This window comes from Streptomyces sp. SS7 (assembly GCF_037993025.1).
Lineage (GTDB): Bacteria > Actinomycetota > Actinomycetes > Streptomycetales > Streptomycetaceae > Streptomyces.
In genome coordinates this window covers 146,882-172,748 of the sequence record NZ_CP141223.1, presented here as the reverse complement: position 1 = coordinate 172,748, position 25,867 = coordinate 146,882, and the positions used below count along the sequence as shown (strand labels likewise).

Genomic DNA, 25,867 nt, shown 5'->3' with positions numbered 1-25,867 from the left:
ACGTCTGTGAGCGTTCACAGGAATTCTCCTCCATCCTCTTGTCAGGAACACCATCCTCCGGTTACCTACCTGTAGCGCAAGGGTGACCCACGGAACCAATTCTGTGTACGTTCACGGAATTTTCGGCCACCCCCGATCAAGAAGTCGGCGTACAGGAACACCAACAGCAGCCGGCGTACGCCAGCCGGCCGGTGCCGACGCATGGGCGCGCGCCCCGGTCCGCCGCCACACCGGCCCTTGTTCCTCCCCGGGCGCCCCCGACCCCTGAGAAAGGACCCTTGAAAAAAATGCGCAGACGCACGATTCTCGCCGCCGGTGCCGCGGCGCTGGCGGTGCCGACCATCGGCGCCGTGCCGGCCGCGGCGAGCGCCACGACGGGTCGCGCCGCGCCGCGCCGGCTCCCGATCCGTGCGATGGACGTCTCCTCGCTGCCGAAGAACGAGGACCACGGTGCCGTCTACCGTCGCGCCGACGGCCGACTCGGCGATCCGATCCACATCCTCGCCGAGGCCGGCATCACCCACGCCCGGCTGAAGGTCTGGGTCGACCCCGTCGACGGCTACAACACGAAGAGGCGCATCCTGCCGCTGGCCCGTCGCCTGAAGCGGGCGGGCATCCGCCTCTGGGTGGACTTCCACTACTCCGACAGCTGGGCCGACCCGGCGCACCAGACCAAGCCGGCTGCCTGGGCCGACCTGGACGTGGCGGGCCTGACCAGGGCCGTCCACGACCACACCGCCGACGTCCTCGGCGCCCTCAGGCGCCAGGGAACGCCCGCCGACCTGGTGCAGATCGGCAACGAACTCAACGGCGGCATGCTGTGGCCGACCGGCAACTGGGAGCACTGGGACAACCTGTCCGCCTTCCTCAAGGCCGGCCTGCGCGCCGCACGCGACACCACCCCGCGCGTCCGCACCGTCCTCCACCTGGCCAACGGCGGCGACAACGGCCTGTACCGCTGGTGGTTCGACAACGTCGTGTCCCACGGCGTCGACTTCGACGTCATAGGCCTTTCCTACTACCCCTTCTGGCACGGATCCCTGGACCAGGCCGCCGCCAACATGGCCGACGTCACGGCCCGTTACAGCAAGCCCTGCGTGATCGCCGAGACCGCCTACCCCTTCTCGCTGAGCAGCGAGGACGAGACCAACGACATCATGAACAGCCCCTCCCAGCTCACCGAGGGCTACCCCGCCACGCCCGAGGGACAGGCCGCGTGGCTGCGCGCGGTGGCCGACCTGGCGGCCGCCGTCCCCGACGGCAAGGGCCTGGGCCACTGCTACTGGGAAGGCCTGTGGACCTACCGCGCCGGCAGCGGCTGGAACCCGGAGGACCCGGCGTCGGGCAACGCCTGGGAGAACCTCGCCCTGTTCGACTTCGACGACAGGGCGCTGCCCGGTCTGCGGACCCTCGGCCGCTACCGCTCCTGACTCCCCCGACGCACGAGGGCCACCCCCGCGCCTGCGGGGATGGCCCCGGTGGTGCACCGGCCCACCGGATCAACGGCGGCCGCGCAACTTCCGTACCAGCGCCTGAGCCTGAGCACGCCGGCGTGGATCCGCCGCCGACCGGCGCACCTGCTCGATCGTGCGCCGGCCCTGCGGACTTCTTACGAACTGCTTGATGCGTGCGACAACTCCGGCCACGCCGCTCCCTCCGCCCGGGTGCTCCGCTGTGGTGAGGCACCTCGCGTTCTCGGCTACCCGGTGACTCTCGGTTCATCCGTGTCCGGGCCCGACGACGACGTCTTCCGCGCACGCCGTTCGGCGCCGAGGCGGACGTAGTGGTCGATGAGGTCGGGGTCGTCCACGGCGGCCGGGTTGACGACCTGCTCGGCCGGAGCGCCCTGGAGCAGGCGTTTGACCGGAACCTCCAGCTTCTTGCCGGTGCGGGTGTGCGGAATGGCCGGCACCTCGAGGATCTCGTCGGGGACATGGCGGGGCGAGGCGCCGGTGCGTATGGCCTCGCGGATGCGCTCGCGCAGGGCGTCGTCCAGTGCGACGCCGGCCGCCAGGACCACGAACAGGGGCATCCAGTAGCCGCCGTCCGGCTCCTCCGCGCCGACGACCAGGGCTTCGGTGATCTCGGGAAGGCGTTCGACGACATCGTGGATGTCGGCACTGCCCAGCCGTATGCCGTTGCGGTTGAGCGTGGAGTCGGAGCGGCCGTGCACGATCACCGAGCCCCGGGAGGTGAGGGTGATCCAGTCGCCGTGCCGCCACACACCGGGATAACGGGAGAAGTACGCCTCGCGGTAGCGGGCGCCGTCGGTGTCGTTCCAGAAGTGCAGCGGCATGGACGGCATCGGGCGGGTGACGACCAGTTCGCCCACCTGGTCGGTGACCGGCCGGCCCTCCTCGTCGTACGCGGCCAGTGCGACACCCAGGCAGGGCGCGGAGAGCTCGCCCGCCCACACGGGCACCACAGGTGCTCCGCCGGCGAAGCCGGACACGACGTCCGTGCCGCCGCTGACGGAGGCGAGCTGGACGCCGTCGCCGACGTGGTCGCGGACCCACGGATAGGCGGAGGCCGGCAGGGCGGAGCCGGTGCAGCCCACGGCACGGAGCGCCGACAGGTCGTGCACGGACGGGTCGATCCCGAACTTGGCCATGCCCAGCAGGTACTGGGGGCTGGTGCCGAAGAGGGTGACGCGGTGGCGGGCAGCCAGCTCCCAGAGGATGTCCGGTTGGGTGAGCAGGGCCGGACTGCCGTCGTAGGTACAGGTCGTGGCGCCCGTCAGGAGGGTGGAGACGACGAGGTTCCACATCATCCAGTGGGTGGTGGTGTACCACAGGAGACGGTCGCCGGGCCCCAGGTCGGACTGGAGGGCGAGGGTCTTGAGGTGCTCCAGCAGCACACCGCCGTGGCCGTGGACGATGCCCTTGGGCAGACCGGTCGTGCCGGAGGAGAAGACGACCCAGAGGGGGTGGTCGAACGGCACGGGCGTGCAGGTCAGTTCCTCGGTGCGGGTCGCGGTCTCCTCCCAGGGGAGGACCGGCGACGGGTAGGTGGCCGGGAGCCCGGGCAGGCCCACGTGGTCGACCAGCACGGTGGCCTTCAACGTCGGCAGCGCCCGGGCCAGTTCGAGGGTGGCCTCCCGGCGGTCGTGCGTGGTGCCGTTGAACAGGTAGCCGTCGGCGGCGATCAGCACGGTCGGTTCGAGCTGGGCGAAACGGTCGGCGGCGGCCCGGGGGGCGTAGTCCTGTCCGCACACCGACCACACTGCCCCGAGGCTCGCCGCGGCCAGGAACGCGACGATCGCGTGCGGCGTGTTGGGCAGGTAGCCGACGACGCGGTCGCCCTGCCCCACGCCCAGCTCGCGCAGGGTCGCGGCGACCGACGCGACCTGGGAGCGCAGACGGCCTCCGCTCACCTCGTACCCCGAGCCGGTCTCGTCGAGGGCGACGATCGCCGGGCCGTCGTCCGGGAGGCGGCGCAGGGCGTGGTGGGCGTAGTTGAGGGTGGCGCCGGTGAACCAGCGGGCGCCGGGCATGGTCTCCTCGGCCAGGACCCGCTCGTACGGGGTGTCCGCGTCGATGGCGAAGTACTCCCACACCGCGCCCCAGAAGCCCTCCAGATCGGTGACCGACCAGCGGTGCAGTGCGGAGTAGTCGCGCAGGTCGGCTTCGGCGCGCCGGTGCCGGGCGGCCCAGCGGCCGAAGTCGGCGATCCGGCTGCGCGCGGCGGCCTCCGGGTCCGGGGTCCAGAAGGGACGGGTGTACGGCGTGGTCATCGCGCGGAACTCCTCGACGGGGGTGCGGATACGGACTGTTCGACCCGCCCGCGGGCCGTGCACAGCAGGGGCGCCCAGGAGGCGGTGCCCGTGAAGTCGCCGCCGCCTGCCGGCACGACGTCCATCACGACGCGGTCGGGACGCAGCAGCACGGCGTCGGCGCGGCCCGCGCGCAGCCAGGCGTCGAGGGTGCCGTCGTCGCCGGTGGCGTGTACGTCGACGACCCGGGCGCCGAGTCCGTCGGCGAGCGCGCGCAGCGAGGGCGGCAGCGGCACCGAGGCCAGCACGGCGAAGGAGTCGCCGAGGACGTCGTCGAGAGGGACCCGCCGTCCGTCCTCGAGGGTCACCCGGGGCTGCGGACAGAAGGTCCCGCCCAGCCGGCTGCCGTGTACGAGCGGACCGGCCCGCAGCGGGCGGCCGAGGTCCCGGTTCGCCCTGCGCGTCACCCCGGGGATGCGGCAGGCCGCGGCGACGGCGGTGCGGCGCAGGGCCGCGGCGCGGTCCTGGCCGCCGGTCATGGCCCAGCCGGTGGCGACCGCGAGGCGGATCACATGGCGGGCGTGGGGTCTGCGTTCCCCCTCGTAGGTGTCGAGCAGCCGTTCGTCGGCGCCCTGCCGCAGGACGCGGGCGAGCTTCCAGGTCAGGTTGTACGCGTCGCGCAGCCCCGAGCACAGGCCCTGTCCGACGAACGGCGGGGTGAGATGGGCGGCGTCGCCGAGCAGGAAGACGCGACCGAGGCGCCAGCGGTCGGCTATGCGGGCCCGGAAGGTGTACCGGGCCTGCCGGATGACGTGGAAGTCGTGGCCGGGGGAGAGGCGGGAGACGTCCAGCCAGGGAGCGACCAGCTCGCGCAGCCGCTCCCGCCCCCCGGGGCCGTCGAGGCCCTCCCCGTTACGGAGCCGGAACTCCCAGCGGTAACGGTCCTCGCCGACGCGCATGAAGGTGGCCGGGCGGTACGGATCGCAGACCTGGTCGACGCCTTCCCAGCAGCGGACGGCGGCTTTCGTCGCCACGTCGACGACGGTCCACTCCTCCTCGAAGCGCAGGTCCTCCCACCCCGCGCCGATCGCGGCGCGGGTGAGGCTGCCCGCGCCGTCGCAGCCGAGCACGGCGTCCGCGAGCAGCAGGTGCTCGCCGGCGTCGTCGCGGTAGGTGACGCGGACCGGTCCCCGGGCAGGCTGCTCGACCGCCGTCACCTCGACCCCGCCCCGCAGCTCGCTCTCCGGGCGGCGGGCGAGTGCCGCGCGCAGCAGCCGCTCCAGCTCGGGCTGGTCGAACATGCTGGTCTGCGGGAAGCCGTGGTGGCCGTGCGGGGACCGCCGGAACTCGGCGATCACCCGGTGCCGGGCGTCCAGCAGCCGCAGTCCGCGCGCGGGACGGGCGATGGCGGCGAACTCGTCGGCTGTTCCGGCGGCCTGGAGGATCCTGCGGACCTCGTCGTCGGTGGCGACGGCCCGGGGCAGGGGGTAGACGTCCCGGTGGCGTTCGAGGACGACGGTACGCACCCCGCGGCGGGCGAGCAGCAGGGCGGCGGTCACGCCCACCGGCCCGGCGCCGACGATCACCACGGGTACGGCTGCCGAGCCGTGCTCGACGGTCATGTACGGCTCACCTCTGGCTCTCCGTGTGCGTCGGCCACGGACGTGCGCTGCTCGCCCAGGTCGATCCGGCCGTCCGGTGTGGCGATGGAGGCGGTGACGACATCGCCGTGCCGCAGGTAGTGGGGATTCCTGGCCTGGGACTTGAAGAACGCCTTCCACTTCACCGCGGGCGGCAGCAGGGCGCCGATCTTCTCGACCGGCTTCGGCGGGGCCTTGAGGGCCGTACCGCCGGGGGTGCCGGTGAGCAGCAGATCGCCGGGGTCGAGGGTCTGGAAGCGGGCCAGCAGCGTCAGGGCCTGCGCCGGACGGACGATCATGTCGGCGAGGGTGCGGTCCTGGCGCGGCTCGCCGTTGACGGACAGCCGCAGCCGCAGGTCGAGGAGGTGGGCGAAGTCCTCCGGCTCCAACAGGGCCAGGTAGGGGCCGGTGGGCGTGAAGGTCGGGTAGGACTTGCTCTCGTAGAACTGCGTCCTGGTCAGCTGGATTTCACGGGCGCTGACGTCGTTCGTCACCACGAGCCCGGCGACATAGGACGCCAGGTCCGCTTCCTCGACGACGGTGCCGACGGGCAGCGGGGCCCCCATGACCAGGCCGAGTTCGATCTCGTAGTCGAGGAACCGCACATGGGAGGGGCGGACGATGGCGTCGCCCGGACCGCTGAGCGAGCCGGACGCCTTGCGGAAGAAGGCGGGCGGGATGTCGCCGGTGAAGCCCGAATCCCGTGCGTGGCTGCGGTAGTTGACCATCTGGGCCACGACGCGGCAGGGCGTGGTGACCGGCGAGAGCGCTGCCAGCTCGGAAACGGGCGTGCCCGCCTCACCGGAAAGAGCCGCCTCGCGTACGGCGTCACGGTCGGCGATCAGTTCGGCGGTGGTGACGGCCTTGGTGTCGACGGGGACGGCGCGCTCGCCGGCCACGACCCACCAGCCTCCTCCATCGGTGCGCAGGACGTTGACACTCATGAGTTCATCGCTTTCATCAGGCCCAGCAGGCGTTCGACGTCCAGTTCGTTGTCGCCGCGCAGGGCGTGCAGCACCTCGCGGACCTTGGCGGGCGACGGACTCGCGCCCAGGAAGTCGCGGGTGGCCGGCGGGCCCCACTGGGCCAGCCCGCTCGCCGACATCGGCGCCCAGCCGGGCTCGACGTCGCAGGAGAACAGGTCGCCGTCGGCGAAGTGCTCCAGCAGGAAGTGGTCGGGGTCGCGCCAGTAGTCGAAGAGCTGGCTGCCCTGGATGTGCCGGCCGATGCCCCAGCTGCGCCGGTAGCCACGCTCGGCCAGGTACGCGCCGCCGGCCGCGATCGCGTCCAGGTCGGTGACCTGGTAGGCGGAGTGGACGTACCCCGTCCCCGGTCCCAGGTGCAGCGCGAGCGTGTGGTGGTCGGCGGGTTCGCTGCCCAGATCGCAGCGGAGGAACGCCATCGTCGGACCACGCCCGCGCTGCCCGTCCAGGAACAGGAAGTCCGACACGATCATCCCGAGCGTGTCCAGATACCAGTCCAGGGCCCGGCTGAACACCCTTGTCTCCAGCACCAGATGACCCAGCCGCTGGATCCGGGACGGCTCCCGCGGCGGGCGCTGCGTGGCGTTGACACGACGGTGATCCGTGCCGGAGTTGAGGAGCAGCGGCCGCTGACCCGGCAGTTCGGCGAGCTGTTCGGCACAGTGCACGACCCGCACCGGGACGCCCGAGGGATCGAGCAGGTCGACCGCCTTGCCGCCGCCGGGCACGTCCCCGTCCCGTACGGCCGCCCCGGTCGCCCGCGCCAGCCGCTCCAGGTCGGCCCGCTCGGCCGCCCGGAACGCCGGGCCGATGAAACGGGACGTACGACCGCGCCGGATCACCATGCAGGGCGGCCCGGCGAAGGTACCCCGCAGCCACAGCTCACTCTCCGTGCGGGCGGCGGCACCGAAGCCGAAGTCCCGGGCGAACACTTCCGCCCGGTCCAGGTCGGGCTTCTCGAACTCCAGCCAGGCCAGGCCCGCGACCTTGATCACGGGGTTCCGGGACCGACCGGGACGTTCCCCGCGCAGGGCGCCCCGCTCGCTGTGGAGATCCTGGTGAGGCGTCGCGACGGCGGCTTCGGCCACGCGTGTTTCAGACATGGTGCCCTCCGAGCAACATTGCCGTAATGATGAAATCATCACTACTGACAGAACCCTCGTCAATAGCTCGACCCTCCACGATGAGGATTTCATCAGAACTGCGGCAGAGGTCGACTCCGCAGCTACACTCGGGCCATGCCCACGTCAGCCCCGCCCAGCAACCGGTTCGAGCGGCGCCGCGCCGAGACCCGTCGCGCGCTCCTTCGCGCGGCCCGGCAGATACTCGCCGAGACCGGGGACAGCAGCGTCAGCATCCAGGCGATCGCCGAGCGCGCGGACGTCGGCTTCGGCTCCTTCTACAACCACTTCGAGTCCAAGACGGAGCTGTTCGAGGCGGCGGTGACGGACGCCTTGGAGGAGTTCGGCCAGACCTTCGACGAGCGGCTGACCGGGATCGACGACCCCGCGGAACTCGTCGCGGCCGGCTTCCGGCTCAGCGCCCGCATGGCCGACTCCCACCCGGAACTCATGCAGGTCCTGCGCCGCCGCGGCCTCGGCCACCTCTACTCGGACAACGGCCTGGCCGTACGGGCTCTGCGCGATCTCCAGGTCGGCATCGCCTCCGGCCGCTTCACGTCCGTCGAGCCGATCGTGGCCCTGTCGGCGCTGGGCGGGACCCTGCTGTCCCTGCTGGAGCTGAGGTTCGCCCGCCCCGACCTGGACGGTGACGAGGCCGCGGTGAACCTCGCCGAGATGGTCCTGCGGATGCTGGGTGTTCCACCGGACGACGCCCACGAGGTAGCCCGACGCCCGCTGCCCGACCTGGACTGACGGTTCTGCACCACGCCCGGGGCCTGTCTCCGGGGCCCCGACGGGCGAAGACTCTTCGACTTCCGTCCCCTGGCGGACGGTCGTGCCCAAAGGGTTTGTCGTGCGGACGGATGTCGACGATGATCGCCACATGACGACCAGAAAGGGCCGTGCCCTCTAGGCGCCCCGCTCCGCTCTCCACCGCACGCGCACCACCGGCGCCGCCGCTCACCGCAGCGCTCGAACGCCGTGACCGCCCGCCCCAGGAGAGCCCGCCCGTGCAGAAGACCGCGCTCGTTCCCTACGCCCATCTCGCCCGAGCACACCACCACCGCCACGTCCTGACCAGCACGGTCGACGTCTTCGGCACCGCCCACTGGCTCCTTGCCGAACGCGCGCCGCAGCCCGGCGTCGACCTCCTGCCTTTCGACGCGCTGGTCGTCTCCGTCGATCCGTACGGCGACGTCGAACTCACCGAACTGAGCTGCGTGCGAACCCGCTGGCCGCACCTTGACCGCCTGCCCGACGGCGGATTCGTCGTCGCCGCGTCCCGCACCCGCGGGCACGAGGACGCGAACCAGGTCCAGATCTTCGACGTGCGCGGCCGCGAGACCTCGTCCTTCTCCGTCGGGGACGCCATCGAGCACCTGCTCGTAGACGAGTCCGGCCATATCTGGGTCGGGCACTTCGACGAGAACCCGGTCGGAATCCGCCGCTGGAGCGCCACGGGCCGGCTCGACTGGACCTCGGACGGCGCCGCCATTCCGGGACTCTTCGACTGCTACGCCCTGAACGTGTCGGGCACCGTGGCCTGGGCGTGCCCGTACACGGAATTCCCGCTCGTCGAGATACGCCCCGACCGCGCCGATCGGCCGGTGAGGGTGTGGGCGAACCGCGTGCAGGGCTCCCACGCGGTGGCCGTCCACGGCGAGCGGGTCGCCTTCTACGGCGGCTACGGCGAGGAGCGAGACCGCCTCGCCCATGGAGAGATCACCGAATGGTCGGTCGAGCCAGAGGATGTCGGCCTGCTGACCCTGCCCGATGGCTCTGCCCCCGGCCGCCGACGTGTCGTCGGCCGAGGAAGCCGGATCTACGTCCAGACGGAGCCGTTCACCACGTGGGGCGTGTTCGACCTCAGCCACCTCCTCCCGGAGTGAATCGGCCAGACCGGTCTTGAGCAGCTCGCCCAGCAGGCGGCGGGCTCGTCTCGCGTGCAGATGCGGCGTGTGGGTCTTGCGTCAGTCGTGGGCGGAGTCGAGGTGCCAGACCGTGGCCTTGTCCAGCTTCACCGAGCCGTTCTCGGCGAAGACCTGGACTCCCTGACTGGCGGGGTCGGGGAAGATCTGGTCGGTGATCACGGCTTCGCCGCTGCCGCCGAAGACCTCGACGGACGACCGGTCGACCAGGATCCGCAGCTTGATCTTGCCGTTCGCCGCCTTCAGAGGCGCGGTCTGGACGCCGGGGAAGGTGCTGTTGAAGTCCACGGCGCCGGAGTGGGTGCGGTCGACGTACAGCTCCTGAGTCGTGGTGTCGTAGCCGATGACCGTCTCCTGGCCCGAGGCGCCGGTGCGTACCTTCAGCCCGAAGCGTTCGGCGTCTCCGAGGGAGAACGTGGCCTCGATGTCGAGCGCCTTGCCCTCGGCGGCGGGACCGGCCAGGGCCTTCGAGGCGTTCGTCACGGTGGTCGCGGGCGCGGTCGCCGGGGAGGCCCGCCGCAGCGACTTCACGCTGCTCACCGGCTCGCTCGTCAGCCGGATGCGGCCGTCGACGGTGCGCAGCGCCATCTGACGGGGGATGCTCTGCGCTCCGCGCCAGGAGGAGGTGGGGATGGCGCCGGCGTAGTCCCAGTTGTTCATCCAGCCGATCATGTACCGCTTGCCGCCGGGGGCGTTCTCCCAGGAGACGGCCGCGTAGTAGTCCTTGCCGAAGTCGGCCCAGTCGGCGCGCTGCAGGACGGAGAGGGCGGGGGAGTCGGCGGCGGTGAACTGGTCGGCGAGGATGTGGCCCCAGCCGCCGGTGTTCATGTCGACGAGCTGGATCTGCGCCTCCTTGCCGAGGTAGGGGCGCGTGTCGAACGAGGCCCAGTCCAGGGTCTCGCTGTCGGAGCCGGTGGCGCTGCGGACGACTTGGCCGTCCACGACGAGGTTGACGGCCGTCTCCTCGGCGCCGGGCCGGGCCTGGGTGTCGGACAGCAGGATCTGGTCGGCGTTGATGTGGCCCCAGCCGCCGGTGTTGTCGTCGACTACCCTGATCTGCGCCTTCTTGCCGACGAGGTCATGGACGTCCCAGGAGGCCGTCTCCAGTGCCTCGGCGTCCTTTCCGGTGGCGCTGCGCACGACCCGGCCGTCGACGAGGAGTTCGAGGGCGGTGGGGTTCGGAGAGTCGGCGGGGTGGTTGCCGCCGCCGATGAGGAAGTTGACGTAGCGCCTGTCGATGGTGAACTCGGGCGAGGTGAGGGTGCCGGTGGCGGCGTCGCCGTCGCGGAAGGTGTCGACCAGGCCGCTGCCCTGGAAGCCGTGGACCTGCTGCTGGCCGGGGAGGGTGCCGGTCGCCGGTGCCGGGCCGAAGGCGTCGCCGGTCGCCGTCCAGTCGCCGTAGGTGCCGTTGTCGAAGTCGGCGAGGATCTCACCGGGCTGGTGCGGGTGCCGGCCGCCGCCGATCTTGAAGTTCAGGTAGGCGCTGTTCACGGTGAAGGCGGGCGAGGTGAGGGTGCCGGTGGTGGCGTCCCCGGAGTGGAAGCTGTTGGCGAGGCCCTTGCCGTCGTACCCGCCGACGGTCTGCTGCCCGTCGAGCGTCCCGGCCGCCGGTCCCGGGCCGAACGCGGTGCCCGTGGCCGTCCACGAACCGAAGTCGGAGCCCTCGAAGTCCTGCATGACCGCTCCGGCGGGCGGGGCGGAGGTGCCGTTGTCCTCGGCGGTGAACGTCGTGCCGTCGAAGTCGCCGACGAAGTACTGGGCTGCCGAACCGCCCGCTATTCCACCGGGGTTGATGTTGACGACCAGGACCCACTTGACGTTGTCGGTGTCCCCGTCGACGGCGAGGGGGAACAGGTCCGGGCACTCCCACACACCGCCCGTCGCCCCGGCCGGGCCGAACTCGCTGAGCCGCGTCCAGTCCTTGAGGTTCTTGGAGGAGTAGAACCGCACCTTGTGCTCGGCGGACAGCGAGACCGTCATGAGCCAGCTCTTCGTCGGCGCGTACCACTGGACCTTGGGGTCGCGGAAGTCCCTCGAACCGATGTCGATGACCGGATTGCCCCGGTACTTGGTCCAGGTGCGGCCTCGGTCGGTGCTGTAGGCGAGCGCCTGGGACTGGATCCCGGTGGTTTTGTCGTGGCTGGTGTAGATCGCCACCAAGGGCGGGTTCTTCGTGGTGCCGAACCCGGTGGTGTTGTTCTCGTCGACCACGGCGCTGCCGGAGAAGACCATCTCCTTGTCGTCGTGCGACAGGGCGAGCGGCAGCTGCTGCCAGTGGACGAGGTCCGTGCTCACCGCGTGGCCCCAGGACATGTCGCCCCACGAGGTGCCGTCGGGGTTGTACTGGTAGAAGAGGTGGTACTCGCCCTTGTAGTACACGAGGCCGTTGGGGTCGTTCATCCAGTTCTTCTCCGGAGTGAAGTGGAACTGGGGACGATAGGTCTCGGAATGCGGAGGGGTGTCGGCCGCGGTGGCCTGAGGAGCTGTCAGGGCGGCGGACAGGGCGCAGAGGACCGCCGCCGCGGCGGCCATCCGCACGCGGGCATGCCGGGCTACACGTCCAGAGCTCAAGGTGTCTCCTGTCCTATGACCGTCCGCGCGCACAGCCCACGGCGGGCGGCCGAAATGTGACGTCCTGGCCCGCGATGTTCTCCACTCCGCCGGCCAGGGATGTCATCGATGACTTGTGTCAACGCTGACATCGAGTGGCCTGATGATGTGCGCCATCCGGCCGACGCGTCAACGGTTCGGACGGGAATCGCCCGGCACGGCTCGTCCGCCGGTCGGACGTGATCGGCTGTGCCAGCGGCACGAGTTGGCCGTTCCACGGCGGCCGGGGCGGGCGATCGAGCAAGTCGGAGCCGCTGCCCGAGCGGCGAACCGGCAGGCTTCCGCGGCATCGTCAGGAAGACGCGGAGCGGCGCGCCGACCGCCGAGACGTCCGAGGGCCGGAGGTGGTGGAGCAACACCGCGGCGCTGTTGGCCGGTGGAGGAAACCAGTGGGTCCCGGTGCGCCGCAGGGGTAGTGTCGGGCAATGCCCGAGTTGCAGCGGCTGCATGCCGGCCATGCCCCGGCGGTCCTGGCTTTCGAGCTGGCGAACCGCGCCTACTTCGCTGCCTCCGTCCCCGACCGCGGTGACGACTTCTTCGACCGGTTCACCGACCGGTACGACGCTCTACTGGCTGAGCAGGAGGACGGCATCTGTGCCTTCCATGTGCTCGTAGCCGGGGACGGCTCGGTGCTCGGCAGGTTCAACCTGGTCGACATCGAGGACCACGCCGCGGAACTCGGCTACCGGGTCGCTCGGCATGCGACAGGCCGCGGCGTGGCGACCGCAACCGTGCGGGAGCTGTGCCAACTGGCGGCGGCGCGGTACCGGTTGCGCGTGCTGCGCGCGGCCACTGCCCGTCAGAATGCCGCATCCCGAAGGGTTCTGACCAAAGCCGGGTTCGTCCCCGTCGGCCCCGCCGACCCGGCCCACCTCGGCGGGAAGTCAGGCACCTGGTACCAGCGCGATCTGGCGCACGCCGCTCTGCCGGGGGGCCGACCCTCGGAAGGCCGCGGCCACTTCTGATTTCCCCCGACGCCGACTGCGTGGGGCGCTGCCGGGAGGGGTTTCACCAAGGGGGGTGCCAGGTATGTCAGAGGGGTTGGCCCAGTGGGGGCCGGAGCTTTTCATGACGCGGGTGTGGGAGCGACGTCGCGGCCTGCTGCCCGTGGACGGCGCGGGTGGGGACATCGCGCGAGGGGGGTTCGAGCCCTGCCTGCTGGCCCTGCTGCGGTTGTCGGTGGGGACGGAGTCCGGCGCCGACGTCACCCGTGGCTGGCTGCCGAGGGCGCTCGCCCGCACCGGCCACCTGGCCCGCGCGGCCGAGCTGGTGTACTCGATCACCGACGCGCTCGACCAGGGTGAGGAGCTTCTGGCGTTGGTGAAGGCAGCGGCGGGCGCCGGAGACCTGTGCGGGGCTCAGACGCTGGCCGAGTCGATTCCTCTGCGGCAGCTGCGGGACCAGGCACTTGTCGCCCTCGTGCCGGTCTGGGCCCGTGCCGGTGAGCGTGACAGGGCCGTCGCCGTGGCGCAGAGGATCCGTTATCCCCACAACTGGGGGAAGTCCTGGGCCCTGTTGGCCAAGGCGGCGGTGGACAGGGGCGACATCGACGAGGCGCGGGGGTTCGCCGCTCGCGCCGAGGACGAGGTGAGTTCTTACGCCGTCGACGGGACGGAGCAGGTGCTGGCCCTCCTGGTGGAGGTGGCCTTCGCCACCGGCGACCACGACCGGGCCGCCGTACTCGCCGACCGGGTCGAGGAGATGACCCGGTTCCGCGACCCGACGGCGTGGTCCCTGCCACGGTCGCTCGCGATGGTGCTGGCCCGCGAGGCACTCGACGGGAACCTCGACCGGCTCGACGCTCTCCTGCGTCCGCCCTTCGGACCTGCCGACGACGAAGGCGGCGCCCTGTGCGGGTGGGTGCCCGGCGAGGACGTCGCCCAGGACACCGACAGGGAAACCGGCCAGGGGATGGACCCGGAAGGGGATCTGGACGAGCCCGTCGTCGGCTTGCTCTCCGCAGGAGCCCTGCTCGGGGCCCGGGGCATGGCGTGTGTGCTGGATGCGGTCGCCGAGAGCGCCGACCAGGACGTGGCCCTGGCCCTGGCCGACCGGGCCGCGACTCTGCTGGAGACCGGTGACGGCCGTGATCACGACATCCTGCTGAGGTCCGTGACGCTCTTGCTGGCCCGGCAGGGGTGCGCCGACCGGGCGATGGCTCTCGCTGACCGGCTCGACCCCGATCTGCGCGGAGGGCGGCAGGCGGACGTCGTCGCTGAACTGGCCGGCTCCGGCGACACGGGCCGGGCGGAGGCGCTCGTGCACGCGATCGACGACCGCTGGGCCAAGGACAGGGCGCTCGTCGAAGTGGTCCGGGAGTTGGCGCGGCGCGGCGACACGGGCCGTGCCGAGGCGCTCGTGCACGCGATCGACGACCGCTGGGCCCAGGGCGAGGCGTTGGTCGCAGTCGCCCGGGAAACGGCCCGTCACGGCGATCCGGGCCGGGCCGAGATACTCACCCGCTCGATCGTCTACCGCGCGACCCGGGCCCGCGCGCTGGCCTCGCTCGTGGAGCTGTCCGAGCCGTTCCGCGCCCGCAGGCTCGCCGCGCAGGTACTGGTCCTGGACGGTTGGGCCCCCGTTCTGGAGGCCTTGGAGCGGATCGTGCCTCGTTCGGTGGCACTGGTCGTCGACGAGCTGACCAGGTGACCAGGTGACCAGCTGCGAGTCGACGAGCTGAGCAGGTGACCAGGTGACCAGGTGCGAGTTGACGAGCTGAGCGGCGGGCGTAGGACACCGGTCGCCGTCTGACTGTCAGTGGCGGCTGCGAGACTCGTTCCATGATTCCCAAGTTGTCCTTGCACAGCCCTCGCTGGCATGACCTCAACGGCGTGAAGGCCGAGGAGGTGCAGGCCCTCCTGGAGCAGTTCGCCTCAGCGGCCGCCACCGGGGGCGGCGGTGCATGGAGGCAGACGTGGACGCGCCTCTGCGACGGCCTCTTGGACGACGGGATCGTCTCCGACGGCGTCTACGCGGCCCTGCCGCACCTCGTCGAAGCGGCGGCGACCCTGCCTCCGGGCCAGACCGTGGACTTCTGGGTGGACCTGGGATTCATCGTGACAGCCGATCACCGGCCCCCTGTCCCGGCCGATCTCGAGGCGGGGTTCGGCGCCGCACTGCGGCTGGCCGAGCGGGCGGCCGTCCGAAGTCTCCTCGCGGCCGACGCTCCCGCGCTGGTCTGCACCCACCTCGCGCTCTCCTGCGTGGCCTTCGCCGGCCACTACGCGGGCGAGGCGCTGGGGCGGTTGCCGGATCCCCGCGAAAGCGGCCTCCTGTTGGTGTGTCCCGGGTGCGAGAGCGACACCGAGATCCCCGAGTTCTTCGTCGTGGACCCGGCGAGTCCGCCCTTCGAGGCTCCTGAGCCGCCTGATCCCGCCCAGGTCCGGCAGGGCGGCCATCCCTGGGCCGAGGCCGCCGCGGCCTTGCAGGAGGAGGCACTGCGGGAGGAGATGGTGGGGGAGGGGTGGGAGCCTTTCCTGCGGGTGGCACGCGAGGTCGCGGTGGCAGGGGTGTCCCCCGGCATCACGGGACGGGCCGTCCTGTGCCTGGTCGCCGGCCTGGTCGCGGCGAGGGGCGTCCCGCGACGCGACGCGCGGGAGTCGGCCCACCAACTGATGTGCCTCAGCGGACACTTCCGCTGCTGGGACTGCGAGCGGACGTGGACGATCGCCGACGGCCTGGCGCAGAATCCCGACGGTGCCCGCCCCCAGCGCCCCGCGACGGACGCGTGGACGGACTCCTACGAGTCGGCTGCCACGGCGTCGCCGCCGGCGCCCGGAGGAACAGGCGGGGCGGCGATCCGGTTCCGGCAGGACGAAGACCTGGTGCTCGCGGCCGACGGCACACCCTGGGGCCGTACGGCGGTGTTCTCCGACGGCGCGTCCGGTCCGTCCGAGGGCGTCAACGCCCTGGCGGTGGTGTCCCTCCCCGGTCGACCCGCGCTCGTGGCCGGTGCCGGGGACCAGGGCGTGGTGCGTCTGTGGGACGTGGTCGACGGCCGACTCGTCCATGACCCGCTGCCGGGGCATCCCGACCGTGTCCGCTCGATGACGGCGCTGCCCCTGCCCGACGGACGGGTTCTCCTGGCGAGCGGCGGCGACACCGGGACGATCGCCCTGTGGGACCCGGCCACCGGGCAGCCGGTTCGTGAACCGGCCGGCGAGTGGCCCGGCGGGGTGACCGGGATGTGTACCGCCACCGTCCCCGACGGCCGCACCCTGCTCGTCACCGCCGCACCCCGAGGCGCGGTCCGGCTCTGGGACCCGGACACCGGCGAGTGCGTCGGGCGTCTCAACCCGTACGGCAGCCCGATCCAGTCGATCGCCGCCGTCCCGCTCTCCGCCGCGCACACGCTGATCGCGGCGGCGGACACCGCGGGCCGCGTTCACGTGTGGGATCCCGCCGTCGACGACCCCTGGGACCCGGGCGCGGCCACACAGTTGAACGCACGTGCGCTCGCCGACGCCGACCACCGTGCGGCAGCCGTGGCGGCCGTTCCCACCTCCGACCGAACCGTGCTGGCCACGGCAGACCACCAGGGCGTGGTCATGCTGTGGGACCTCGCCACCGGTGTCCCGATCGGCGGCGGTCTGCCCGCCTCCACCGGCACCGCAGGCCCGCCGCTCATCACCGGCACCACCCCGCACGGCGGCCGTACGCTCCTGGTCGCCGGAACCCGTCACGGTCACCGACTGCGGGTCTGGGAACCGGAGAGCGGCGCGGTGGGGCACATCGCCCTGGAGGTGGCGCTCACCTGTCTGGCCACCGCGGGTGGGGATCTGATCGTCGGACACGACCACGGAGTCCTCAGCCTCCCGCTCACCAGACAGTGAACGCGTTCCGCCGCGAAATCGGCCCCTCCCACGGTCCGGCGTCCTCCCGGCCAGCCGGTCCGGGGCTCCCCGGAAGGCTGCCCGCGCAAGCAACAGGATCTCGACGGCCGCCGCGTCGCCCGCCGTCAGGAATTTCCCGGAGCCCGTCGGCCGTCGGCCCGCTGCCGGAAGACACCGGCGGCGAACTCGACGCCCAGACACACTGTCGCCCGGGTCCCCGGGCATCCGTACAGGACGGAAGCCTCCGGGGCGTGGAGAGCGGGAGTTGGGGTGGGGTGAGTCGGTCGGCAGCCGGGGATGCCGGGAGCCGGGTCGGCGCCGACGTTCATTCTCCGCCTGCGTGTACTGCTCGGGACTCGCTAGGACGGTGCCGAAGGTGCAGCCCTGATCAGCAGACAGGGCGCGCGCCCGCGCAGCACCGGTTCGAGCGCACTGAGGGCACCGGAGAAGAACCAGGCCAGACGGCCGTGAGTGCGGGCGAGGGAAATCGCCAGAACGGCGCAGGCCAGACGCCGCAGCCTTCAGCTCAACCGGGCCGACATCCCTGTAACACCGCCCCGCGCACTCACGTCAGCCGAACGAGAGCACGCACTTGTGATACACGCTTCGGGTGTGCCGTCCCGGGACGCCGGGCGCCGCCCCCTCGCATGGGGAGCGGTGCCCGGCGCGGTTCACGCCGAGTGGACCTCCAGGGCGGCGCGTACGGCGGACTCCAGCGCTCCCTCGATCCACGCCGGTTTCACGGAGGTGTGGTCGCCCGCGAAGTGGAGCGGCCCCTCGGGGGCCGGGATGGACGTGAGCAGCTCCGTGTGCTGGCCGGGCAGCAGCACGGACGCCTCGCCGTAGGCGTACGGGTCGCGCATCCAGCTCTGGGTGCGGCCCGCGCCGGTGTAGAAGACCTCGATCCGCTGCCCGTACACCTCCTGGAGCCCGCACAGGGCGTGCGGATAGCGGGCCTCGTCGTCCAGGGAGTCCCAGCGCAGGGCGTCGTCCGCCCAGCTGTAGGACGCCAGGACCACCCCGCCGGCGCTGCCGGGCACCGGGTGGGACGGCTGGTACATGAACCGGTTGGCGTTGTCCGAGACCGAGCCGCCACCGACGACGCCGGCCGCGGCCGGCTGGTCGCGGGTGACGGCGCGGTTCGCGGCGTAGTGGGTGCGCTGGCCGGCGGAGATGTGGCCGGACGGGACGGACGGGTGGGCGCCGAGCAGGCTGCCGTCGCCCGAGGTCCGTCCGGCGCGGTAGGCGTCGTACAGCCCGGGGTCGATGCGGCCCAGCTCCCGCTTCCAGTCGGCCTCGTCGAACTCCCACCAGCGGCGGCTGAACTCCAGCAGCACCTTGGTCGCGCAGTCGTAGTGCAGCTCGGTGACCGCCCGGCGCTTGGTGTACGACATCGGCGGGCTGACCTGCACGTGCCGCAGGCCGGAGAAGGGCACGGTCACTACCGCCGCGTCCGCCGTGAACTGTTCGCGCACGACCGGGCGGCCCCGTCCCTCGGAGACGGTGTCCACCCACACGTGGGGTCCCCGGGCGCGTACGTGCCGGGTGTCGCTGCCGGCCCGGTCGGGGTCGTAGTACTCGATCCGGGTCACCCGCCGGTCGAACCGCACGCTGTCGCGGACCTTGGCCAGCAGGGCGTCCGGCAGGACGGCCGTGCCGCCCTCCAGCTCCCAGAACGCAGTGTCCGGGCTGATCAGGGAGGACCCGATGAAGCTGTGCACGAAGGACAGCGGCAGCCGTGAGGTGAGGTTCTCGACGGTGCCGATCAGGTCGACCGTCCGCTCGTCCAGGCCCGCGTGCTCGGTCAGGAAGCGGAACATCGACCAGTCGCCGAAGCGCTGGATCACCCTGGCCCAGCCCTGGATGCGTTCGGGCAGCGGCTTGTCGGTGCGCTTGCCGTCCGGGCCGAGCGTGCTGAACTCGTCGCGCACCGGCTCGAGGACCGAGCGCAGGATGGCCGCGGCCGGGGTGTCCCAGTGGGCGCGCGGGACGCCGAAGGAGCGGTTGATGCGCCGGGGGGCGCTGGCGTAGTCGGCGCGGCGCATGCGCACGCCGTTGACGTGGATCCAGGTGTGCGCGGCCGGCCGTCCGTGGCCGTCCACGTCGACGTAATAGAACGGCCGCTTCTTCAGGCCAAGTTGGCCGATGAGGTCCATCACCAGCGGGTGGCTGCCGGGCAGCCGCATCGCGCCGGCCTCGGCGTACTGGTGAGGGTCGGCGAAGGGCTGTGCCGCCTTCTCGTGGCCGCCGCGGCGGAATGTCTTGATGCGTCCGCCCACCCGGTTGCCGTTGGCCTCCAGGATGGTCACGTGGTGTCCGGCGCGCTGGAGCAGCCACGCCGTGACGAGGCCGGCCGGGCCCGCCCCGATGACGAGGACCTTCTTGGCCCTGGCTGTCCGGGTGCGGGGCAGGCCGTCCTTGAGTACGCGCCGGTAGCCGGGGACGAGGGGCCGGCCGCCGTCGTCGACGACGAGCAGTGCCCGGGCGACGGCGAGGCAGCGGTCGAAGTCCGCGCCGCGCGCGGCGGACGGGGCTGCCGCCGGGGCGGGATTGCGCGGGGGCGACTGGGCGGGCAGGGCCGCCGCGCTGCCGGCGCTGAGGAAGGCGGCCACGGCGGTCGTGCCCGCGGCCGTCGTGAGCGTACGTCTGGTCAGGCAGCCGTGGTCGGCGTCAGCCTGGTGATGCTCGGTCATGCCACAACTTCTATGGGCCCGCCGGACCGGTTCACTGCGGGTTGTGGTGAATTGCCACGGACGAGGGAAAGTCCCCGTTCAAACCAGTGTGGACCGGGTGCGCGGGGGCACGCGGGCGCGGGCACCTGCCCCCGATTACGGCGAAGGGATGAACCGCGCCTTTGTGTCACCCGGCGCGCGAGGTCGGTTCAGGACACTGCCCCCTACAGACCTGCGCGCGGAGGGGGAACACAGTGGAACAGCGGCCCGGGGCGGGTGCCCGAGCGCGGTACTGGTTCGACACGACCCTGGCGCGCGGCACCTCGGCCCTGGTGGGCTGGCTGGTGCTGGTCTGCCTGGCCGTCGTCGTCCCGGCGAGCGCGGCGCTGGTGTGGACGGGCGGGCACGCCCCCGCCACCCTCTCCGGGAAGGTGGCGGCGATTTGGCGCCTGACCGGGGAGACGATGCGGTTGGGCGGCACCACGGGCAGTCCGGCCCGGGTGGCGCTGTCGGTGCTGCTGGCCCTGGTCGCCCTGGTGTACGTCTCGACCCTCGTGGGTCTCATCACGACCGGGCTCACCGAGCGGCTCATCGCCCTGCGGCGCGGCCGCTCCAAGCTCCTGGAGCGCGGCCACGTGGTGGTCCTGGGCTGGTCGGAGCAGGTCTTCACGGTGGTGAGCGAACTGGTCGCGGCGGGCGCCAACCAGCGGCGGTCGGCCGTGGCGATCCTGGCCGACCGGGACAAGACGGCCATGGAGGAGTCCCTGCAGAGCAAGGTCGGCCCGACCGGCCGGACCCGGCTGATCTGTCGCAGCGGTCCGTCGGCAGACCCGGCCGTGCTGGCGCTGACCAGCCCGGCCACCGCCGACTCGGTGATCGTGCTGCCGCCCGACACGTCCCGCAGCGACGCGGACGTCGTCAAGGCGCTGCTGGCCCTGCGGGCGACGGCGCGCGGAGGCGACGTCACCGTGCCCGTCGTGGCGGCGGTCCGCGACAGCGGTTACCTGCTCGCGGCCCGCCTGGCCGCCGGGTCCCGGGGCGTCGTCCTGGAGAGCGACACCGTCACCGCCCGGCTGATCGCGCAGGCGGCGCGCCGCCCGGGACTGTCCCTGGTCCACCACGACCTGCTCGACTTCGCTGGGAACGAGTTCTACCCGGCCGCCCACCCGTCCCTGGCCGGCCGGGAGTTCGGCGAGGCGCTGCTCTCCTACGGCAACGCCAGCGTGGTCGGGCTGATCCGCGACGGGGCACCCTGGCTGAACCCGCCCGCGCGGACGGTGCTCGAACCCGACGACCAGCTCCTCGTCATCGCCGCCGACGACGACACCGCCGAGGTCGCCGACTGTGCGCCGCTGGTCGACGAGCAATCTGTGGCGGGCCCCCGGCCGTCGGACACCCGGCCGGAGCGGCTGCTGGTGCTGGGCTGGAACCGCCGCGCACCCCTCGTCCTGCGAGAGTGGGGCCGCAACGCTCCCTCGGGTTCGGTGGCCGACGTGGTGGCGGACGAGGACGAGGCCGTGGTGCGGGCCGCCTGCGACGACGACGGCGACGGCTCCGGCTGGACCTGTGTGGCCCTCAGGGGCGACACCACCCGCCCGGAGACTCTGGCCAGCCTGGACCTCGGCTCCTACGACAGCGTCATCGTGCTCGGCCAGGAGCCACGGGCCGGTGAGCCCCCCGAGGAGCCGGACACCCGCACGCTCGTCACTCTGCTCGTCCTGCGCCACCTCGAACGGCGCACCGGCCGGGAGCTGCCGTTGGTCACCGAGCTCACCGACGACGGCAACCGGCCCCTCGCGCCGCTCGGCCCCGGAGCTGACGTGATCATCAGCGGCAAGCTCATCGGGCTGCTGATGGCGCAGATCTCCCAGAACCACCACCTGGCGGACGTGTTCGACGAACTGTTCTCGGCCGGCGGCACGCAGATCCACCTGCGGTCGGCCGCCGACTACGTCGTGACCGGCCACGAGACGTCCTTCGCCACGGTCGTCGCGGCGGCACGCACCCGGGGCGAGTGCGCCGTCGGCTACCGCAGCCAGGCCGACGCCCGCCGGGCCCCCGGGTACGGGCTGCGCCTCAATCCGCCCAAGGCGGACCGCCGGCGCTGGTCCGACGGCGACGAGGTGGTTGTCATCGCCGGGGAGGGACGGCGGGGTGCTGTCAGGAGCGGCCGGCTCCCGCTTCCTCGCCGGCTCCCCGAGGATGATCACGTTTTGCGGTAGGGCCGGGCGTTGTCGGTCAGCACCCGCTCGACGCGGTCGATGCCCGACGCGGTGAAGAAGGCCGCGGCCCGGCGCAGGAAGGCGGCGCAGGTGGTGGCCTTCTCGTCGCCGTGGATCTCGCTGTAGGCCAGGCGGCTGTGGTCGCCGACGGCGGAGTGGACGTAGTCGAAGCCCACCCTGCTTCGCCGGGTCCGGCCTGCCTGTCGGCCCAGGACTTTACCCGCCCGCCAAAGGACGCGTGTGCGCCATGCTCGCCGGCTCTCTGTGGGTGAAGCGAGACTGATGCCGGACAGGTCAAGAGGGGCACGTCACCGCAGTGGCTGATGTCCGCCACTGTGCCGTCACGAAATCAGGCGACGGCCATTGACGATTGCGATCGGGTGCCTATCATCCAAAGGGTCCGAAACACCGAGCGGCGTTCGATTTTTCGGACAACTGAGCCGGGGCCGGTGTCGACACCTCCGGATCCCGTACGGCGACGCACGCGCGACAGCTCCCGCTACACCAGCACCGCCCCTTCCGGTACGGCCCTTCTGCTCCTCGCCGGTGAGTACGGATCAGCCCTCGGTGTGGGAGCGAAGCCGCTCACGACACGCTGGAGTCCGGCATGCCCCCAGCAGCCCAACGCTCCTCCCCGCTCCTTTTCGTCGTCCTCCACCGAGTCGCGCACCCGGCGCCCGTCATTCGGCGGCCAAGGCAGCCGCGTGTGTGGCGACTCTCCCGGCCACGCTGCTTGCCGCCCTGATCCCGCCGGGCCCGGCGTCGGCGGACGCCCCGGGCCCCTGGGACCTCTACGCCGCCGGTGGGACACCGTGCGTCGCGGCGCACAGCACCATGCGCGCCCTGTACGCCTCCACCGGCTGCTCCGCCCAGAACGCACCCGAGCCCGCACAGGGCAGCCGGACCCACCGGGTCACCTCCTGCTCAGGATGATCCGCCGGGCACCCCGTGAGGTGGGGCGCATTCGACGAAGGCCACATCGCCGCACCCCAGGGCGGCGCCGCCGGTGACAGCGGCTCCAGGACCTGGGTGCCGGACGAGATCCGGAAACTCTTCACCCGGTTCTGAAGCCCCTTCCCGCAGCGGGTGAGACGACCGCGCACCGCCGAGCAAGCTCACTGATGAGGGACGCGCTCACGGCTGCGACCCGCGCGGCACGCACCGCCGAGCTCCCGAGGCGGCGCCGGAACGCGCGGCCCGGGGCAACGGACCCCCCACAGAAACGGAGACATCCCACCCATGAAGAGGTTACTTCCGACGCTGATCGGGCTCCTCGCCACGTGCCTGGCGGTGGCAACAGGTGCGCTGCCGGTACCGGTGCGAGCTTCAGCGGCGACGCAGGCAGCGGGAACGCTGACCGAAGTCACCGGCTTCGGCTACAACCCGTCCAACCTGAGGATGTACGAATACGTGCCGCAGAATGCCGGTGCGCACCCGGCGCTCCTTGTCGCCAACCACTACTGCGGAGGCTCCGGACCGGCCATGTACTCGGGCAGCGAGTTCGCCTCGCTGGCCAACCAGCACGGTTTCATCGTCGTGTACCCGTCGGTCACCCGCAGCAGCAAGTGCTTCGACGTGTCGTCACCACGCGCCCTGACCCACAACGGCAGCAGTGACCCCGCGGGCATCGTGTCGATGGTGCGGTGGGAAGAGCAGCACCGGGGCGCCGACCCGAACCGGGTCTACGCCACCGGCTTCTCCTCCGGAGCGATGGAGACGAACGTCCTGCTCGGCGCCTACCCCGACGTGTTCAAGGCAGGCTCGGCGTTCTCCGGCGTGCCCTTCGGCTGCTTCGCCACCACGAACGGCTCGGAGTGGAACAGCGACTGCTCCGGCGGAAGGATCACCAAAACGCCCCAGCAATGGGGCGACCTCGTGCGCGCCGCCTATCCGGGCTACACCGGGCCCCGCCCGCGCATGCAGGTGTGGCACGGCACGCAGGACACCACACTGAGCTACGTCGAGTTCGGCGAAGAGATCAAGCAGTGGACCAACGTCCTCGGGGTGAGCCAGACGCCCGCCCTCACCGACCACCCGAAGTCGAACTGGACCCGAACCCGGTACGGCGGCACCGGCACCACCGCACCGGTCGAAGCAATCAGCGTCCAGGGCGTGGGCCACGGCCTGCCGCAGAGCGGCATGCAACCGCTGGCCTTGCAGTTCATGGGTCTGATCTGAGCGTCGCAGCGACGGAGTCAGGCAAACCTGACGCCCGGCCGGAGTGGTCCTGTGGTGCCCCCGGGCCCCTCCAGCCGGTGCCGCCGAGCGGGTGTGGCTTGCTTGACCAGGCGGTTCCCTGCCGACAGAGTCGAGGTGTGACACCGCAGCACCGCCTCACGCGGTCGGCCGGCTCGCCATTCCACAGGCGGCTGACGGCCCCGACGCCAAGGAGCGGCTAACCCAATGGTCCTCGACCTGCTGGTGATCGGTACGGCCGTCACCCTGGGGCCTTTGCACAACAGCGCCTTCATCCTGCTGCTCTCCACGCGGCACGGCGTTCGGCAGGGGGCGGCGTTCCTGCTGTCATGGCTGGCCAACCTGATCGTGGTCATCGCCTGCGTGTTGCTCCTGACGGGTGGTCAGCCCCCAGCCCCCCACACGGTGCCCTCCACCGCCGTGATCGCCGCGAAACTCGCCCTTGGCCTTGCCCTGGTCGTGTACGGCGCTCACCGTCACCGGCGCCCTCCCCGCCCTCACGGGCCGCCGCGGTGGACCTCCCGGATCGACAACGCCTCCCCGGCCGCCGCGGCCGGACTGGCGTGGATGCTGCAGCCCTGGGCGCTGGTCGCCGCGGGCGCGGCCACCGCCGTCGACGCGAACCTCTCCACCGCTGCCGCCTGGCTCACTTTGGCCGGCTACTGCCTCCTGGCCACTGCCAGTCTCATCGTCATGCAGCTGTACATGCTCCGGGCGCCCGCCGTCGCGAACGCCCGGCTCAACGCCCTGCGGAGCGGACTCGCGCAGCGCCAGGAACAGCTGCTTGTCACGCTTTCCCTGCTTGTCGGCCTGTGGCTCACGGCTCGGAGCATCTTCGAGCTGACCGCCTGACAGGGCCACCCCACCCCGGGCCGGAAGGAAAGGGAGGTCCTGCAGGGCAAGCCCTCCCGACCAAGGGGCGGCGGAATCAGCCGTCCTTGTTGGCGGTAACGGCGGCGGCCACGGCGACGTCGACAGATGCCGGACTGGACCGTCCAGATGTCCGCGGCCTCGGTGGAGGCGATCAGGGCCGTCAGCAGGGCCGAGCCGACACCGCGGCCGCGGGCGCCGGGATGGACGTAGAAGATCAGCCAGACCAGTCCCGCGGTGGCGACCGCTTCGCCCGGCCGCAGATGTCCCGCGGACCGGTCGTGTGTCGACCACTGCACCAGCGGCCGAGCGAACATGGCGTCGGCGAGGACCGCGCCGGCGATGGCCCCGGCGACCTGGGCGGGCACGTACGCGGCCACCTCCCGCGGGCTGGGACCGTCGCCGCTGCGGCGCCCGGCGAACCAGGCGGCCAGCGTCACGACGGGGTTGAAGTGCGCCCCGGAGACCGAGCCGAGCAGGGCGATGAGCACGCCCGGGCCGAACACGGCGCCAGCGAGTTGGCCAGCAGCTGCACGCCGACGTCGCGGGTCAACTCGGTTGCCTGGATCCCGGAGCCGACCACCACAGCCACCAGCGCCGCCGTGCCGACGGCCTCGGCAGCCGCCCGCCGCGCGAGAGGGGCCGGCGCGCTCACGCGGACGCCTTCACGGGCACGGCCGGGGTCTCAAGGAGAGCGGACAGTCTGGCCAGGGCCTCGGGAAGCATCCAGTAGTACACCCAGGTCCCGCGCCGTTCGGAGCCGACCAGCCCGGCCTCGCGCAGCACCTTCAGGTGGTGGGAGATGGTCGGCTGGGAGAGGTCGAACGGGCCGACCAGGTCGCACACGCACGCCTCCCCGCCCTCGGCGGAGGCGATCAGGGACAGCAGCCGCAGCCGGATCGGGTCGGACAGAGCCTTGAACATCCGAGACAGCTCGGCCGCGTCCACTTCGCCCAGCGGTTCACGGACCATCGGGGCGCAGCACGCCTCGTCCTGGTCGAGCACCGGCAGATCAGCTTGTTTCGACATATCTCTATGTTGACGGATGTCTATCAAGGTGGCAGCCTCGACTGTATCGACA

Annotated in this window: 15 protein-coding genes and 4 pseudogenes; 10 read left to right on the top strand and 9 right to left on the bottom strand. The window is 71.8% G+C overall.

The features are described from left to right. Positions 1 to 287 precede the first annotated feature (287 nt). Positions 288 to 1,430 (top strand): arabinogalactan endo-1,4-beta-galactosidase, encoded by a 1,143-nt coding sequence (locus U5640_RS00740; protein ID WP_340373847.1) that lies wholly within the window; start codon positions 288 to 290, stop codon positions 1,428 to 1,430. A gap of 269 nt (positions 1,431 to 1,699) precedes the next feature. On the opposite strand, the gene U5640_RS00735 is transcribed toward U5640_RS00740, so the two are convergent. The 4 genes from U5640_RS00735 to U5640_RS00720 are packed head-to-tail and all read right to left on the bottom strand — an operon-like array spanning position 1,700 to position 7,438. Continuing rightward, positions 1,700 to 3,733, bottom strand: coding sequence for an acetoacetate--CoA ligase (locus U5640_RS00735; RefSeq protein ID WP_340373846.1), 2,034 nt, complete (start codon positions 3,731 to 3,733; stop codon positions 1,700 to 1,702). Then, positions 3,730 to 5,334, bottom strand: a complete 1,605-nt coding sequence (locus tag U5640_RS00730) for a bifunctional 3-(3-hydroxy-phenyl)propionate/3-hydroxycinnamic acid hydroxylase (protein WP_340373845.1) — start codon at positions 5,332 to 5,334, stop codon at positions 3,730 to 3,732. Before U5640_RS00730 ends, U5640_RS00735 begins: the two co-directional genes overlap by 4 nt. Continuing rightward, on the bottom strand, positions 5,331 to 6,296 hold the full coding sequence (locus tag U5640_RS00725) for a fumarylacetoacetate hydrolase family protein (protein ID WP_340373844.1): 966 nt from the start codon (positions 6,294 to 6,296) through the stop codon (positions 5,331 to 5,333). Before U5640_RS00725 ends, U5640_RS00730 begins: the two co-directional genes overlap by 4 nt. Continuing rightward, positions 6,293 to 7,438 carry a VOC family protein gene (locus U5640_RS00720; protein ID WP_340373843.1) on the bottom strand — a complete coding sequence of 382 codons (1,146 nt, stop codon included), beginning with the start codon at positions 7,436 to 7,438 and terminating at the stop codon, positions 6,293 to 6,295. The genes U5640_RS00725 and U5640_RS00720 overlap by 4 nt, the downstream gene beginning before the upstream one ends. A gap of 135 nt (positions 7,439 to 7,573) precedes the next feature. On the opposite strand from U5640_RS00720, the gene U5640_RS00715 reads away from it, so the two are divergent. Continuing rightward, a complete protein-coding gene (locus U5640_RS00715) occupies positions 7,574 to 8,209 on the top strand; it encodes a TetR/AcrR family transcriptional regulator (RefSeq protein ID WP_340373842.1) in 636 nt (211 codons plus the stop codon). 257 nt (positions 8,210 to 8,466) lie between these two features. Beyond that, complete coding sequence (locus U5640_RS00710) at positions 8,467 to 9,345, top strand: hypothetical protein (RefSeq protein WP_340373841.1); 879 nt, start codon at positions 8,467 to 8,469, stop codon at positions 9,343 to 9,345. A gap of 81 nt (positions 9,346 to 9,426) precedes the next feature. Here U5640_RS00710 and U5640_RS00705 read toward each other — a convergent pair whose 3' ends face one another. Beyond that, a complete protein-coding gene (locus U5640_RS00705) occupies positions 9,427 to 11,916 on the bottom strand; it encodes a GH32 C-terminal domain-containing protein (protein ID WP_340384852.1) in 2,490 nt (829 codons plus the stop codon). A 503-nt stretch (positions 11,917 to 12,419) separates the two neighbouring features. On the opposite strand from U5640_RS00705, the gene U5640_RS00700 reads away from it, so the two are divergent. The 3 genes from U5640_RS00700 to U5640_RS00690 all read left to right on the top strand — a co-directional run bounded on the left by U5640_RS00700 (position 12,420) and on the right by U5640_RS00690 (position 16,826). Then, positions 12,420 to 12,959, top strand: a complete 540-nt coding sequence (locus U5640_RS00700) for a GNAT family N-acetyltransferase (protein ID WP_340373840.1) — start codon at positions 12,420 to 12,422, stop codon at positions 12,957 to 12,959. A 103-nt stretch (positions 12,960 to 13,062) separates the two neighbouring features. Continuing rightward, positions 13,063 to 14,643, top strand: coding sequence for a hypothetical protein (locus U5640_RS00695; RefSeq protein WP_340373839.1), 1,581 nt, complete (start codon positions 13,063 to 13,065; stop codon positions 14,641 to 14,643). Between the two features lie 131 nt (positions 14,644 to 14,774). After that, positions 14,775 to 16,826 (top strand): hypothetical protein, encoded by a 2,052-nt coding sequence (locus U5640_RS00690; RefSeq protein ID WP_340373838.1) that lies wholly within the window; start codon positions 14,775 to 14,777, stop codon positions 16,824 to 16,826. 671 nt (positions 16,827 to 17,497) lie between these two features. On the opposite strand, the gene U5640_RS00685 is transcribed toward U5640_RS00690, so the two are convergent. Then, positions 17,498 to 19,519, bottom strand: a complete 2,022-nt coding sequence (locus U5640_RS00685) for an FAD-dependent oxidoreductase (protein ID WP_340373837.1) — start codon at positions 19,517 to 19,519, stop codon at positions 17,498 to 17,500. A 233-nt stretch (positions 19,520 to 19,752) separates the two neighbouring features. Between U5640_RS00685 and U5640_RS00680 the strand changes: the two genes are divergently transcribed. Further along, complete coding sequence (locus tag U5640_RS00680; protein ID WP_340373836.1) at positions 19,753 to 21,720, top strand: NAD-binding lipoprotein; 1,968 nt, start codon at positions 19,753 to 19,755, stop codon at positions 21,718 to 21,720. An 8-nt stretch (positions 21,721 to 21,728) separates the two neighbouring features. Here U5640_RS00680 and U5640_RS00675 read toward each other — a convergent pair. Then, positions 21,729 to 21,945, bottom strand: a pseudogene (locus U5640_RS00675) (IS481 family transposase); the annotation flags it as partial. Positions 21,946 to 22,449: 504 nt separating this feature from the next. Here U5640_RS00675 and U5640_RS00670 point away from each other — a divergent pair. The 3 genes and pseudogenes from U5640_RS00670 to U5640_RS00660 all read left to right on the top strand — a co-directional run. Continuing rightward, a pseudogene (locus tag U5640_RS00670) lies at positions 22,450 to 22,575 on the top strand (arabinofuranosidase catalytic domain-containing protein); the annotation flags it as partial. 384 nt (positions 22,576 to 22,959) lie between these two features. Next, positions 22,960 to 23,847: pseudogene (locus U5640_RS00665) on the top strand (PHB depolymerase family esterase); the annotation flags it as partial. A 276-nt stretch (positions 23,848 to 24,123) separates the two neighbouring features. Next, complete coding sequence (locus U5640_RS00660; protein WP_340373835.1) at positions 24,124 to 24,768, top strand: GAP family protein; 645 nt, start codon at positions 24,124 to 24,126, stop codon at positions 24,766 to 24,768. 230 nt (positions 24,769 to 24,998) lie between these two features. Here U5640_RS00660 and U5640_RS00655 read toward each other — a convergent pair. Beyond that, positions 24,999 to 25,441 (bottom strand): annotated as a pseudogene (locus tag U5640_RS00655) (aquaporin); the annotation flags it as partial. Continuing rightward, the gene (locus U5640_RS00650; RefSeq protein ID WP_340373834.1) at positions 25,438 to 25,815 is read right to left on the bottom strand and encodes a metalloregulator ArsR/SmtB family transcription factor; all 378 of its coding nucleotides are present in this window, start codon (positions 25,813 to 25,815) and stop codon (positions 25,438 to 25,440) included. The pseudogene U5640_RS00655 and the gene U5640_RS00650, both read right to left, overlap by 4 nt. Between the last annotated feature and the right edge of the window lie 52 nt (positions 25,816 to 25,867).

What these genes read in the sequence shown, in the direction of transcription:
- U5640_RS00740 (WP_340373847.1), top strand. Translation starts at nt 288, where the DNA reads ATGCGCAGACGCACGATTCTCGCCGCCGGTGCCGCGGCGCTGGCGGTG.
- U5640_RS00735 (WP_340373846.1), bottom strand. Translation starts at nt 3,733, where the DNA reads ATGACCACGCCGTACACCCGTCCCTTCTGGACCCCGGACCCGGAGGCC.
- U5640_RS00730 (WP_340373845.1), bottom strand. Translation starts at nt 5,334, where the DNA reads ATGACCGTCGAGCACGGCTCGGCAGCCGTACCCGTGGTGATCGTCGGC.
- U5640_RS00725 (WP_340373844.1), bottom strand. Translation starts at nt 6,296, where the DNA reads ATGAGTGTCAACGTCCTGCGCACCGATGGAGGAGGCTGGTGGGTCGTG.
- U5640_RS00720 (WP_340373843.1), bottom strand. Translation starts at nt 7,438, where the DNA reads ATGTCTGAAACACGCGTGGCCGAAGCCGCCGTCGCGACGCCTCACCAG.
- U5640_RS00715 (WP_340373842.1), top strand. Translation starts at nt 7,574, where the DNA reads ATGCCCACGTCAGCCCCGCCCAGCAACCGGTTCGAGCGGCGCCGCGCC.
- U5640_RS00705 (WP_340384852.1), bottom strand. Translation starts at nt 11,916, where the DNA reads ATGGCCGCCGCGGCGGCGGTCCTCTGCGCCCTGTCCGCCGCCCTGACA.
- U5640_RS00700 (WP_340373840.1), top strand. Translation starts at nt 12,420, where the DNA reads ATGCCCGAGTTGCAGCGGCTGCATGCCGGCCATGCCCCGGCGGTCCTG.
- U5640_RS00695 (WP_340373839.1), top strand. Translation starts at nt 13,063, where the DNA reads ATGACGCGGGTGTGGGAGCGACGTCGCGGCCTGCTGCCCGTGGACGGC.
- U5640_RS00690 (WP_340373838.1), top strand. Translation starts at nt 14,775, where the DNA reads ATGATTCCCAAGTTGTCCTTGCACAGCCCTCGCTGGCATGACCTCAAC.
- U5640_RS00685 (WP_340373837.1), bottom strand. Translation starts at nt 19,519, where the DNA reads ATGACCGAGCATCACCAGGCTGACGCCGACCACGGCTGCCTGACCAGA.
- U5640_RS00660 (WP_340373835.1), top strand. Translation starts at nt 24,124, where the DNA reads ATGGTCCTCGACCTGCTGGTGATCGGTACGGCCGTCACCCTGGGGCCT.
- U5640_RS00650 (WP_340373834.1), bottom strand. Translation starts at nt 25,815, where the DNA reads ATGTCGAAACAAGCTGATCTGCCGGTGCTCGACCAGGACGAGGCGTGC.